Genomic DNA, 13,226 nt, shown 5'->3' with positions numbered 1-13,226 from the left:
AATCAGCATTCAATTGAGTTTGCTACGATCTTAATGTTGCACTTTTTTCAACAATTCGCTCTGAATGTACCCGACCCTACAAAAAATGTTGCATCCAATACAACATTTGTATTTGTCCCTCAACTTGCTGCCGGAAGCAAAACTCGTACGCGATCATCTTCCCATAATTGACGACGGGCAGTACCACCCGTCCGCAAACAAAAAGCCTGCCTTCGCAGGCAGGCTATTTCTTATTCATCATCCGATAGCTTAAGCGGTCGGCCAAGCGGGGGAACATCTGGTACCACTTCGCCCCTACCCCGGCGATCCAAGGCAGGTTAATCTCTGTTGTGCCTTTCTCCGCCGCCTTCACCATTGCTTTAACGACACGCTCCGGCTTCAGCATCATCCATTGCACATTCTTGACGTAACCCCCGCTGGGATCCGCGATATCAAAAAATGGCGTATCGATTGGTCCCGGATTGATAGTGGATACTGTGATCCCGTACTCCCGGACCTCCTGACGCAGCGCGCTACCGAAACCAACAACCGCATGCTTGGTAGCGGTATAAGCCGTCGATTTGGCCGTGCCGATCTTGCCGGCCATCGAAGCAACGTTAACGATACGTCCAGCACGGGCTGCCTTCATAGAAGGTAGAACCGCCTTCGTGCATCGAACCATCCCTATGTAATTCACGTTCATCATCTCGGTAAATTCGGACACCGGCATTTGGTCCAGCGGTTCAAACTTGCCGTATCCCGCATTGTTCAGCAGGATATCGACCCGTCCAAATTCCGACAGGATCTGTTCGAATCCTTCCTTCACGGAAGTATCGCTGCCAACGTCCATCTCAAGCACCCGATACGGCCCAGTCATCCTAGCGGCAACTTGCTTCAGCTTGTCCGCATTCCTTGCGGCCAAGACGACCACAGCCCCGCGCTCGGACAGCATCTGCGCCGCCAATGCGCCAATCCCGCTGGATGCGCCGGTGATGACGATAACCTTACCCTCTAACGACATCCTACTTCCCTCCGAAAGGTAGTTCAAAAAGTCATCTTCGGATCACGAGGCAATTTCAGAGCAGCTAATCGACATCGAATCTTGAACTCAGCCGGTCCCTCCGTTGCTCACGTAGGTCTCCCTACGCTCCGCTACTCACTCCCTAGCTTCATTCAACCTTCTCGGTGCTCCAAACCTGCCTATCTTAAGAGATCATCACCTGAATGTCCAGTTCGCCGATCCCGTCCATCAACAGCGGAATGCAAAGCGCCTTACGTGGTCCCACTCCGGTTGCATTCTCCGTCTTAATGACCTGCGGCGGAGTGATATCCACAGCAAATCCCTGGTTGGACAGAATCGTGCTGGCATTGCCGCTGATCATATTACCCAACTCGGAAATTGCACTTTGTCCCATCTCATCCATTTCCGTTAGTACGAAACCGCCCATCATCGCTGAAACGATGCGAAGCGCCACGGCTTCCTGCAACCCGAACACAACCATGCCGCTAAAGTGACCGGTCATGCCGATTTGAATCCATATATGATCCTGCACAGGTACTACGTCTTTAACCCCCATACTCCCGGTGGAAGGAGAAACTTGAACAACCTGTTGTATGACCGAACGTGCGGATTCAAGAAAAGGATTTATGACTTCTGCTTTCAAAATTTATGCGCCCCTTTTCACTAGGAGAATAACTTTACGATACATTAGACCCAGCTTTTAGTTAAATCTTATTATACTTTATTCCTATACATAAGTCATTAAAAATCGAATGATGGCGATCAGACGAACTTTGCGGTAAAAGGATTGTCGAAGAAAGCCAAACGGCGCATCATTGATTTAGCGAAGGAACATCCCCTATAATTAGTAAATCACGAGGAAATCGCCGGATCCGGCGATTTCCCAAGGAACGGGAAGAAAGGAGGCCTTCTGGTGAATATTAGTCAGTTGGAGACGCTGATCACCATATCGAAAACGAAAAGCTTCCGAAAGGCGGGGGAATTGCTCAACTTAACCCAGCCTGCCGTATCGGCCCAGATCAAAAGCCTGGAGGACGAATTCCGCACCGTATTGGTCGACCGGAACCAACCGGTCACCCTGACGGATCGGGGACAGGTGTTTCTCGAGAAGGCGGAGCGCATCTTGGATATCGTCGAGGAACTTAAGCAGAAGTTGTCCGACATGGAGCATACCCCGCAGGGCCATATCGTGCTCGGGACCACTACGTCTATCGCGATTCAGATCTTGCCGCGGATTCTGTCCTATTTCCAAGACCAGTTCCCTCTGATCAAAACCACCATTCAATCCATGCCCTCCAGCTTAATTTACCAAAACGTAGAGCAGGGACTTGTCGATATCGGCATCGGGTATTTAATTGAAAACAACCCTCAAGTACTATCGTCGGTGTTATATTACGATACCTTCGAATTCGTCGTCTCGCCGCTGCACACTTTGGCGGGCAACCCTTCACCCACCCTCGAATCACTGCGCGACGTCCCCCTCATTATGCTATCGCCCGATACGGTCGGTCGCCGTTTTATCGACGAGGTATTCCGGCAGCATGACATCGAACCGCACATCGTCATGGAGCTTTCCAGCAGCGAAGAAGTTAAACGGATGGTCGAAATCAATCTGGGCGCGGCAATCATCTCGCGGCAGTCGATATTACGGGAGCTGAAACAGGGTACGCTAAAGGTGGTACCGATTCCTGAGCTTGAAGTGACGCATCCGGTTGGTGTCATTTACAAATCGAGCCGCTACATCAATTCGGCGATGCAGCAGTTCCTTGGTGATCTGAAGGGCATGCCGGAAACACATTTCATCAGCTCTGAATAAGCCGCGGGCAGAAGTAGGCGCCAAGTCCTCACTACGAGAAAGGAGCAGCCCCCTATGAAATTCGATCTTCATACTCATCACTTCCGCTGTGGCCATGCCGACGGGAACATCCGCGACTATATCGAAGCCGGCCTCGCTGCCGGTCTAGCGGTGATCGGCATCAGTGACCATACGCCTTACTTCGGCCGTGTAGAAGACCAACCTTTTCCCCAAATCGCCATGGGCAAACAAGCTTTTGCCGGATACGTTGAAGAAGTGTTGAAACTCAAGCAAGAATATGCCGGCCGAATCGACGTATTACTGGGAATCGAATCGGATTTCTTCCCGGAACACGTGGGCGCATACCGGAATACGCTAAATCAATATCCTTTTGATTACGTGATTGGGTCGGTACACAGCGTCGGAGAGGTAAGCATATTCAACAAGAACCGTTGGAAAGGCCTGAGCCGCGAGGAGAAAATTACTAGCAAGGAGAGCTATTACGATCTGATTCGCCAATCGGCGCGAAGCGGAATGTTTCAAATTCTGGGCCATATCGATGCAATGAAAGGCAACTACCCGGCATTTACCGACATTCCGGCTGCGCAGGCGATCGACGAGACGCTAAAGACGATCGCGGAGCACGGGATTGCCATTGAGATCAATACCTCTGGGAAAACAAAGCTAAGCGGCGGTTGGTATCCGGACGATTCGATCCTCGAGCGGGCGCTTCATTTTGGCGTTTCCGTGACCTTCGGTTCTGACGCTCACACGCCGTCGCGGGTTGGCGATGAATGGGAAGAAGTCGCCCGTCGCCTCAAAGAAATCGGCTTTCATGAATGGGTGTATTTCAAGAACAAACAGAAAATCACCGTTCCTTTATAGACAAAAAAAGAGAACCCGACGTCTCACGCTCCGGGTTCCAAGAGAAAATATATATTCAAAAGGGGGTCATGTAATAAGTGTACCCCCTTTCTATTAGGGTTTGATCACAGCTATATTTCATTTGTGTAACAAAAGCTATCACTTACGTTTCAAAGAACTTCCCTTCAAAGAGATACCTCTTCAGCTGCACTCTCTCACCCATGCCTCCAGTCGTAACGAGGTGACCTGACTCCCGCAGACCGCATTTCTTCAGGACGCGTTCCGATGCTGGATTATCCGCGCTGCAGCGGGCTTCGACGCTGCTCAGCCCCAGCTTACTGACAGCAAAATCCAGCACGCGTTCGACCGCTTCGGTCGCATACCCCTGGTTCCAGTGAGCCGGGGAGATCAGATAGCCGAGCCGAGCTTTCTGCCCCTCAACGTCCCAATATTGCAGCGAACAGAGTCCGATCCAGTCCCCTTCTCCTTTACGGATCACGGCAAAATGCAGGTCCCGCAGAAATCGGTACGATTCCTCGAAATAGCGGTATAATCGACCCGGGAACAGCAGTTTACCCGGATTCATCTCTGTAAACGCGCGTACCGCTGGATCGGACATGCAGCGGAACATCGCCGCCGCGTCTTCCGGCAGAAGCCGCCGCAGGATCAGCCGCTCACTCTCCAACACAGGAAACTGCCGCCGCAGCTGCTCTTTCATGTCCGTCATGTGCCCTCCCCTTGGATTCGATCCGATAAGCGATGTACTCTCCCATACCCGTAAAGCACTACATAACAGAATAACGTGATCAGAAAAATCCATTTACAAAAAGACAGCGCATGCTCCACGTTAGCGGCATCGGTAAAATAAGCAGCCGTTTCCCGAAGCACAAATCCCGGATGCCTGAGCAAATCCCAACTGTTCCAGCGGATAAAGCGGCCCAGATAAATACCGAAGCTGCTAAGCAATAGTACGGTAACGGCAAACGCCCAGCCCGCCAGACGGCCGGCCGCCTTTCGTACCAACTGATGCACGGATGCCAGAGACACCGACGCCAGCGACAATCCCAGTAATCCAGCAAACAGCAGGGTAAAGAGATGGTCCCAGAACGAAATGTCTTCCCAAAATCGGGTGTCCGCCGCAATCGGATAGCGGTTAAACGGGTGCAGCAAATCGGTAATTAAGTAGGCGGCATTCGGGTAAAAGAACAGCCATAACAGCCCCACCGGCACACTTAAAGCAAACTTCGCCGTCCGCGAGGTTAACAAGCTGATCAGGTCGAGCAACACCGCCAGCCCCAGCGGAATCCAGGCCAAAAAAGCGTTCCAAATCAGGAACAGGTAAGGCGGACGTCCGCCTTCGGGCAGCTGCGTGCTTATGACGTATTTCATCCCGATGATTGTGAAGATGAACAAGATTACATATAAGATCCATTTGTCCGGATATCCGAGATTCTTCCACCGTTGCAAACTCATTCCTCCCGTCTGCCTTATGGCCAATATACGATTTAGGCTGGCGGATAGTTACCGCTGCAGCGACTCCTAAGCTCCGATCTTCCGGGTTTGGAGACTGGAACTTGTCTCGTCGGCGTGGTATAAAACGGTATAGATCCTATCGTTTGAATAAGGAGTTATCGCCCATGCAGCCGTTCACCGCTCGAACCATCGAAATCATCTCCGCCATCCCCCAAGGACAAGTGATGACCTATGGTCAGATTGCCGCCGCCGCAGGAAGTCCCCGCGCGGCCAGACAGGTCGTTCGCATCCTTCACAGCATGAGTGTCAAATACGGTTTGCCATGGCACCGTGTGGTCAACGGGAAGGGGGAAATCGCCTTGCAGGAGGAAGCGGCGGTGCAGGAACAGACCTGGAACCTGGAAGCGGAAGGCGTAGAAGTTCTGCCGGGCGGTAGAATTGATCTGAACCGGTACCAGTACCGCCCGGAGAATGGGTGATCAGGATCATAATCCGTAAGGCTTCAAGGTATTGCTGATATCGCGATTCAACTGTTCTGTATCAGGCCCCGGCGCGGAGTCGTTAGTGAGAGCATACTTCTCCTTCAGTTTCAGGACGTTGTATACCCGTTCGTCCAGCGTTTCCACCGATATCTTACCGGAGTTGACGGCATCCCGGAGCGCCTGGATCACCTGCTTCTCCTTCTCGTAATCATGCCCGACCAACACGATATTTCCTCCGGCCTGAATGAACTGCACGGCAGCGTCAGCGATATCGTAATGCTCAACGATGGCACCCATCGTCATATCGTCGGAAATGATCGTCCCCTCGTATCCGAGCTCTTGCCGCAGCAAATTATCAATAACTGCCTTGGAAAAGGAAGCCGGGTGCTCAGGGTCCAGCTTCGGCATCAACAGATGAGCGATCATCACGACGTCGGCCCCTTCTTGAATCGCCTGCTTAAAGGGCACGAGCTCCAGCTTCCGCAGCCGGGTCAAATCATGCTCAACGACCGGCAACCCGAGATGTGAATCCACAGAAGTATCGCCATGCCCCGGAAAGTGCTTCACGACCGGGATTACGCCCTGCTCCCGGATCCCTTTCATCACGGCAATGCCCATGCGGCTGACAATTTCCGGCTTCGTACCAAACGCCCGATCCCCGATCACCGGATTATCCGGGTTACTGTTAACGTCAAGCACCGGGGCGAAGTCCAGGTTCAGGCCGAAACCGGCCAGCTCACGGCCCAGGATGCCGCCCATTTGCCCGGCCAATTCTTCGCTTCCTGTATTCCCGATCTTACGAGCGGTCGGCAGTTTCGTAAGTTCTCCCGGCATCCGGCTAACCCGCCCGCCTTCCTCGTCAACGCTCAGAAACAGCGGCACTGGCTGCTTCGCATTGGCGGCTTTCAAGCCGTTAAACAATTCGAGCGCCTGTTGGGTATCCTGGATATTGTCCTTATAGAAAATAAAGCCCCCAACGCGATACTCCTCGATCAATGACCGGGTCACGTCGTCCGGCTTCGTCCCCTCCATGCCCACCAGAACCAGCTGGCCGATTTTCTCCTCGGTGCTCAACTGGGCTAAGAGCTCAGCAGTTGGATCAGTCGGCGTCTCCGGTGTGTCTGGCGCTTCGGAGGAGGAAGGGAATGCCTCCCCCTGGTTGGCCCCCGTCTCGCCCGTTCCATTTCCTTCGTCTGCGGAAGGCGTAGGAGGGTTCGCCGCCCCCCGCCTAGGGGAGCATCCCCCAATCAAAAGGACAGCTATCAGAAGCAGGCAGGCGACCATCCAGATGCTTCTACTTCGATGCTGTGTGTTGATCCCGTCCATTCGTCTGCCTCCGTTCGTTTTAGGAATAAACTAAACTTTCTTACTTCGCAGATTTCAGCCCTGCTTCCACTTCTTCTCCGCGATGGACGGCACGAAGCTCTCCATCTGGGTTAACAACTCGCCCGGATCTTCGGCCAGATTGACCAGGGATTCATGCCCAGGGTGTACAAACCCCGCCGAGACGCAGGAATTCACCAACACCATCAGCGGTTCGTAATAGCCCTGTACGTTGAGGACGCCAACCGGCTTCTGGTGGATACCGATTTGCAGCCAGCACAGCACCTCAAACAGCTCCTCCAGCGTACCAAATCCGCCAGGTAGGGCGATAAATCCATCGGCCATTTCGCTCATTTTCGCCTTGCGAGCATGCATTCCTTCAACTTCGATAAACTGCGTCAGCCCCGGGTGGGCCATCTCTCCGTGAATCAAACCGGAGGGCATGACGCCAACCGCTTCACCGCCGGCTGCCAAGACCGCGTCCGCTACCGCACCCATCAGGCCGTGCCTGGATCCCCCGTAGATTAAGCGGTATCCCCGCTGAGCCATAACTATCCCAAGTTGTTCCGCCTTCAAGCGGAATTGCTCATCTTCACCAAACCGCGAGCCGGCAAATACGCAAATCGATTTCATCCTCTTCCCTCCTGCAAGATAAATATAAACTATACCTTATCAAGCGAATCCAAACGACCACCGGCAAGGTCCCAACGATGGCTGAATTTCACCAGCCGCGGGTGCGGATGACTCGGTTCCGCTGCAAGCAGAAGCCGGATCTTGACAATCCACTCTTCAAAAGAGGAGAAGGAGGCAAACTGGTTCGCCATCTCCGGCGTGAGATATAGAAAGTGTGGCGCCGGGTAGACTTCCGTCAAATGACGAAGGGCGGTGTCGATGGGCGTGTACTTTTTCCGCTTGCCTTCCCAACCTTCCACCGCAATGGCCAGACCGGTTCCCTCCTGCTCCCGTCTCCACTCATGAAGCCGGTCTTCCCTTCGATAGAAAGGGCTCACAGGTTCTTTAGCCATCCGTCTCACCGTTTCTTCATGCAGCGGATAGAGAATCAACTTCGTAAACTTGCGGTTCACCGCCTCATCGGCGGCCCGCCCGAGTTCTTCATCCGAAATATGCTCAAAGGAATCGTAGAAGATCAACGTGCCTTTCCGACTTGGGGCCGGGGGCTCGTAACCATAAGGCACCTGAATATTTTGTCTCAAGCCGCTTCCTCCTCGGTGCTTAAATTGGGATATATGGATTAGATTGCCCTTTTTTTCGAAAAGCTACCGAATGCCCCGGTTGATAAAATTAGGCGATACCGGCGCTAATCCCAACTCCCGTGACCAAACGGACAACTGGCCGATATGATGGATTTCGTGGGCAATGGTATGACGCAGAATTTCGCCTTGCGTAAATTCTCTTCCCCATGGATCGGTGACGAGTATACCGTCCCTATCATTCGTCCAAGTCTGTAGGAACTCCTCCACTTCTGTATGAAAGGAATCTGAAAGTTTTCTCACCAATTCCAAAGACATATGGGACTTAAAATCCTCTTGAAAATCCGGTTTCCCTTGGATGGTGCGAATCCAACTCCATTCCACGTCGGCGATATGGAACAACGTCTGCAGGATGTTCCCAACCCCGCCCACCCGCTTGCGCAGCAGTTCTTCCGAGGAGACCTTCTCGCACCAATGAAACCATTCGTCCCGAACTTGCCAGTTATATTGAAACATCTTTAACATCGACCTGACTCCTCTCCCTGGTAAAAGCTGTCTAGGAAAAATTCACCTTAAGGCGGTACCCTGATTTTACCATAAGTATCTGGGCCAATTCAGCCCGCCGAATGTAAAATAAGCCCCCGGACATGCCTGTCGCGGGAGCGTTTGCGGTTCATCCATTCAGTTGGTTGGCGTTATCGGTTCAATCCGGCTTCCGGCGGATTGGCGGCATAGGCTTCGGCCGCAGCCAGCAAAAAATACGCCAGCCCGGTTTGTTGTCCTTCCAGCATCGCGCGGTGGAATTCGTCGCTGAGGAAAAATCGAGCTTGCGCAGCGAAATCCGCAGGCGTTGCGGGATGGCCGTGCTTCGTCATAAAGGCTAGATGGTCCTTAATGATTTGCTGGATTCCCTCATCCTGGTGGGATATGCCGGAACGTAAGGCCTCCACGAGTTTGCTTGTAAACTCCATCGCCTCCTTGGCTTGCTCGTTAAGTTCCGGCACATCGATCGGTTGGGGCCCGGGGATCTCCACTCCGTAGGTTTGGCTTAAATACTCCTCCTGCTCTTGCAAGGCCTCACGCCACTCCGCTTCATCAGTGAACCCAACAAACAGTTCCTTGCCTCTCAGCTCTTCTCCTGCAGCTGCGCCATCCAGTGATTTCTCCAGCGTCTGCAATATGGAATCCAGCCTCCGCTGTCGGCTTCGCAGCATTTCCCGCTGCTCGGCCAAGATGTCACCGCGTTTCCGCTCCTCTTCCAGCAGCGACTGGATATGCGCCAGCGGCAGCTCCAGCTCCCGGTAGAACAGGATCTCCTGCAGCCGTTCCAGCTCCCGTTCGCCATATAACCGATAGCCGGCTTCACTAATTTCCTGCGGCTTCAACAAGCCAATCTTGTGGTAATGATGCAGCGTCTTAATCGTCACTCCCGAAAGGTCCGATACCTCTTTAACGGTGTATAACATGGAACATCTCCTCCTTTACTTGGCGGTCTCGTCGTTGTACCACATCGGCTTCCGACTTCCGCTTATTGAGCTTAAGGCCTCCTCAAAGGGGAGAGTCAACTGTCATTTTACAGCTTCAGCGACCTTTAGGACCGGAACAACTTTCCGTTCAATGCCATAAGGATCGGATCGATAAATCGGGCTATCCCTTCGTTCGGCAGTAGTCGGAAATATAAGCTTCTTAGAAAATTCTTGATGTTCGTCATGGACACAAGATCTACCAGGGGGTCACCAACTTTCGGAGTATCTCCCAAATCGGCAATCCACCTGAGTATCTCCTTGTCCTCTAAGAGATTTCGGTTCAATAGAGTTACTACAGCGGAAACCATCCGTTCATCCTCTTCATAGATAAATGGATATTGGGTTTGACGTAATTGAGATTTAAAAGCTTCCAAGAAGCCACTTAAATCTTCGGGGCGTATGTACATAGATTGAACGACATCCTCGACCGCGTCAGCGGCATGCGCCACTGCGTGAGCCCATCCCGTTTCACCGGTATATCCTCTTAAATCTATTTCCCGGTTGATATAATCTGTTAGTTTATAGACAATCGTACGAATATCCGAATCATCCAAAAAAGAAACTTGCCGATCCGCCCACAGGATGAGCGGTAGAATTAATGCGGAGAACGAACGTACAAAAACCGAATTCGTCTTCTCTTCTCCGATCCGATAAAAGAGGTGATCATCAGCAATAGCAATCGATAATAGCTGGCGTAACTGTTGCGGCTGAAATCCCCCCTCGGTGATCCAACTCTGAAGTGTGCTGTAAATGAGTTCATCTCGAAGCACCGGGTCAGAGTCGCCGAGATGCTCCATCATTGACAAGGCAAGTTGAAATGCAGCATCAGGAGCGGGGGTGAAGTTCACCTGTTGCTGCATACGCTGCAGCTGTTCTCGCAACTCCAATTTCGACGGATTGTTTCCTTCATAGCCCAAGTAAGAGTTACCTCCTTACGTTATAGTGTTTCCTTCTCATTTGAAATCACCAAGCCTAAATCCTGCAATTTACCCTTCCGTAATCCAACCAAGCTTACAAAAAGAGAGAGAGGCCTTATGGCCTCTCCCTACAGCTTTCACCCAGCGGCGTTATTCCAAGCCGATCGACTGGTCGGTTTTGCCTTGCAGCTTCACCAATCTCATGAGGATTGAGGCGGCTTCGGCTTTGGTGACAGGGCGCTGCGGATTGAATTTACCGTTTTGCCCCTGCAGCAATCCAAGTCGTACCGCGATGGCGACCTCGCCGGGCCGGGTAATTTTCTCCGTATCGCTAAATTGATTGACCAAAACGTCTTTCCCGTAGAACGTCGCTAATCGATCATATTTGACGATCGAGGTTAGCAGGACGGCCAGTTGCTCCCGCGTCAGCACCTTATCCAATTGCGAAGGGTCAATGCTTTCAATCCAACCTAGCTCGGCAGCGTAACTCACCACCTGATAATAAGGATGGTCTACCGGTATACCCGCCTTCGCAGAAGAGGAAGCCTGAACGTAACCGGTATAATAAGGATTTGCCGCTTTGACGGCATAGGTTAACCATTCGCCCAATGTGATTGATTCTTCCGGTTTCAGGTTTCCTTGGTCATCTTGTTCAAGAATCCGGTATTGGACCAAAGTCTTTAAATCCGCTTCCGCCCAATGTCCTTTCAAATCCTTCGGTTCTACGTTGCCCCCCATTTGTTCTGTACGGAGGTCCTCAAAGGAGGTCACCCATTTCCCGGTCACGGCATTCAGCACCTGGTAAGGCTTCGATGGATCCTTGGCCTGCGGAGAATAGACCAGGTAAACCTTCGGCTCCACGTAAGTATTATCGATGGTATACCCGCCGATTTGGGTATATTGCAATTCCAGTTCATAATTATCCAAATACGATTTGAGCGCTTGCTCGGCAGTTACGGTCACGGCCTTGCCGTCAGGCATATTCGCCGGAACTTCGCCGCGGCTGATCGAATAGAAGAACAATCGGCCGTAGGCGTCTACTGTAATGGTTATCCCTCCGCTGAGCACCGGAATGTCGTTCACGTAGCGGTTAAGCTCGAATCGGAATTGCTCCCCGTTCGAGAGGCGGCTCCAAGACTCTCCGCGTTCCATCAACTTCAAGTCCCTGCTTGCTTGCGGATACAGTTGGTTGACCCACTCCAGGGCGCGTTGCTTCGCTTGCTCGTAATCCAGTTTAGTTGCTCCCGAAGGGGCCACCAACGGTTCGCGCGGTTCACCGTAATTATAGGATTCAATCTGGAATTCCAGGATTTGTCCGGTCAAGGCATCGACCGTTGCGGACGATTGCGCGGGGAAATAGAAAGGTTCCGCCATGTTTTGACGCTCCTCTTCCCATCTTAGGCGCCACGTTTTCCGCTCCGGATTCTGATAATCCTGGTCTAGGTTCGGATAACGTAGCTCCCGTCCTTCCGGAATAAAGACGATTTGTTCCACCAGCTTGGCGGCTTCGTCGGACGTCAATTCCGTCGTGGACGTCCGTGGCTGGAACAGCTTGGTCCCCGTCGGAACGTCGCTGTAGGTTACCTTTGTGGCGGTGATCTCTTCGCCTTCATTGTTAATCTTATGTCCGGTCAACGCGTTGATGGGCTGAGTAGTGTCTGAGGCCGGCCCCCAAGTCAACACCCAATCCGAGATGACGCCGTTCTTGTACACTGGGACATACCCCAGCTCAACCTGGAACTCCTCCCGGAATTTCATCTCCGCATCGGCTTTCGAAACCGTCGGAACGGAGGACGGATAATCCAGCTTCTCCCCAGGCCGACTGAATTGCGTTACTTCTCCATCACCGGTAATCGTGATATAGATCGATTCAAAACCGGAGGTCAATCCGTTCTTCAGAATACTGAAACTAAAGCTATAATTCACGGGACCCAATAAAGTCGGTGCATCCGAGAAAAACATCGAATCGCTTTCCTTCACCTCATCCACAGATAGCGAAGGGACAGCTTTAGAAATAAAGGCCTTCGCCTTCTCCAAGGCCTGCTCTCTCGTAATTTTCGGAGGATAATACGACTTGTTGCCTTCCCGCGGAAAGCTGATGTATGTATTAATCAAGTCCCCCGTGATTGCGTCAACTTGGCTGCTAAAGCCATAGCTTCCATTCTCTACTTCTACTTCCCATTGGATGGTCCATACATCTTGATTACTTGGAGCCGGGTACACATTATTCACGCCATACTCCACCTGCGAGACTGTGGCGGCTTCCAACGCCGGAAACCACTCCCGGACCTTGGCAATGGCCTGGTCTTTGGTGATTTTCGCTTTGGACGGATCTGCTGCCGTGTTCCCCGATATGGACGAGCCCGTTCCTGCATTTCCCGAATCTACGACGACCGTAGTTGTTGAAGTCGAGGATGCCGCTACATCCTCTGCGAACGCCGCACCTTGCGGCAAAGCCACTGAAAGCGCAATCAAACCGAGGAATGCCAGTTTGACTGACGGCTTCCTGCCTGAAGACTTGCCGACTTTATAAACCTGATGCTTCAACCGTTTCACCTTCCCACTTTTCCCAATATTTTCTTCCTTATCTATTGTAAAGCGGATTGTCTGTATTTTCCATCCCTAAAACGATGCC

The 13,226-nt window shown here is 52.1% G+C and carries 14 protein-coding genes; 3 read left to right on the top strand and 11 right to left on the bottom strand.

Annotation, left to right across the window (positions count from 1 at the left end; all coding sequences use genetic code 11):
* Window positions 1-223: 223 nt before the first annotated feature.
* On the bottom strand, window positions 224-1,000 hold the full coding sequence (locus tag M0651_RS10440) for an SDR family NAD(P)-dependent oxidoreductase (protein WP_248551686.1): 777 nt from the start codon (window positions 998-1,000) through the stop codon (window positions 224-226).
* A gap of 184 nt (window positions 1,001-1,184) precedes the next feature.
* Window positions 1,185-1,643 (bottom strand): chemotaxis protein CheX, encoded by a 459-nt coding sequence (locus M0651_RS10435; RefSeq protein ID WP_248551685.1) that lies wholly within the window; start codon window positions 1,641-1,643, stop codon window positions 1,185-1,187.
* A 270-nt stretch (window positions 1,644-1,913) separates the two neighbouring features.
* Here M0651_RS10435 and M0651_RS10430 point away from each other — a divergent pair, with 270 nt between their 5' ends.
* Both M0651_RS10430 and M0651_RS10425 read left to right on the top strand, forming a co-directional pair.
* On the top strand, window positions 1,914-2,816 hold the full coding sequence (locus M0651_RS10430; RefSeq protein WP_248551684.1) for a LysR family transcriptional regulator: 903 nt from the start codon (window positions 1,914-1,916) through the stop codon (window positions 2,814-2,816).
* A gap of 54 nt (window positions 2,817-2,870) precedes the next feature.
* Window positions 2,871-3,680 carry a histidinol-phosphatase gene (locus M0651_RS10425; protein ID WP_248551683.1) on the top strand — a complete coding sequence of 270 codons (810 nt, stop codon included), beginning with the start codon at window positions 2,871-2,873 and terminating at the stop codon, window positions 3,678-3,680.
* Between the two features lie 142 nt (window positions 3,681-3,822).
* Here the strand turns inward: M0651_RS10425 and M0651_RS10420 are convergent, their stop codons facing one another.
* Both M0651_RS10420 and M0651_RS10415 read right to left on the bottom strand, forming a co-directional pair.
* Complete coding sequence (locus M0651_RS10420) at window positions 3,823-4,386, bottom strand: GNAT family N-acetyltransferase (RefSeq protein ID WP_248551682.1); 564 nt, start codon at window positions 4,384-4,386, stop codon at window positions 3,823-3,825.
* Window positions 4,383-5,126, bottom strand: a complete 744-nt coding sequence (locus M0651_RS10415) for a DUF1361 domain-containing protein (RefSeq protein ID WP_248551681.1) — start codon at window positions 5,124-5,126, stop codon at window positions 4,383-4,385. The genes M0651_RS10420 and M0651_RS10415 overlap by 4 nt, the downstream gene beginning before the upstream one ends.
* Window positions 5,127-5,296: 170 nt before the next feature.
* On the opposite strand from M0651_RS10415, the gene M0651_RS10410 reads away from it, so the two are divergent.
* Entirely contained in the window at window positions 5,297-5,611 is a 315-nt protein-coding gene (locus M0651_RS10410; protein WP_248551680.1) for an MGMT family protein, read from the top strand.
* A 6-nt stretch (window positions 5,612-5,617) separates the two neighbouring features.
* Here the strand turns inward: M0651_RS10410 and nagZ are convergent, their stop codons facing one another.
* The 7 genes from nagZ to M0651_RS10375 form a co-directional block, all read right to left on the bottom strand.
* Entirely contained in the window at window positions 5,618-6,940 is a 1,323-nt protein-coding gene (nagZ, locus tag M0651_RS10405; protein ID WP_248551679.1) for a beta-N-acetylhexosaminidase, read from the bottom strand.
* A gap of 54 nt (window positions 6,941-6,994) precedes the next feature.
* On the bottom strand, window positions 6,995-7,570 hold the full coding sequence (locus M0651_RS10400; protein ID WP_248551678.1) for an LOG family protein: 576 nt from the start codon (window positions 7,568-7,570) through the stop codon (window positions 6,995-6,997).
* Between the two features lie 29 nt (window positions 7,571-7,599).
* On the bottom strand, window positions 7,600-8,151 hold the full coding sequence (locus M0651_RS10395) for a hypothetical protein (RefSeq protein ID WP_248551677.1): 552 nt from the start codon (window positions 8,149-8,151) through the stop codon (window positions 7,600-7,602).
* A 63-nt stretch (window positions 8,152-8,214) separates the two neighbouring features.
* Complete coding sequence (locus M0651_RS10390) at window positions 8,215-8,673, bottom strand: DinB family protein (protein ID WP_248551676.1); 459 nt, start codon at window positions 8,671-8,673, stop codon at window positions 8,215-8,217.
* A 170-nt stretch (window positions 8,674-8,843) separates the two neighbouring features.
* Window positions 8,844-9,614 carry a MerR family transcriptional regulator gene (locus M0651_RS10385; protein WP_248551675.1) on the bottom strand — a complete coding sequence of 257 codons (771 nt, stop codon included), beginning with the start codon at window positions 9,612-9,614 and terminating at the stop codon, window positions 8,844-8,846.
* Window positions 9,615-9,739: 125 nt separating this feature from the next.
* On the bottom strand, window positions 9,740-10,591 hold the full coding sequence (locus M0651_RS10380; RefSeq protein WP_248551674.1) for a DUF2785 domain-containing protein: 852 nt from the start codon (window positions 10,589-10,591) through the stop codon (window positions 9,740-9,742).
* Between the two features lie 150 nt (window positions 10,592-10,741).
* Window positions 10,742-13,147 (bottom strand): S-layer homology domain-containing protein, encoded by a 2,406-nt coding sequence (locus M0651_RS10375; protein ID WP_248551673.1) that lies wholly within the window; start codon window positions 13,145-13,147, stop codon window positions 10,742-10,744.
* Window positions 13,148-13,226: the final 79 nt, after the last annotated feature.

Source organism: Paenibacillus mellifer (assembly GCF_023195895.1).
Classification (GTDB): Bacteria; Bacillota; Bacilli; order Paenibacillales; family Paenibacillaceae; genus Fontibacillus; species Fontibacillus mellifer.
The sequence above is the reverse complement of the archived record's forward strand: the minus strand, read 5'-3'. Positions and strand labels throughout refer to the sequence as shown.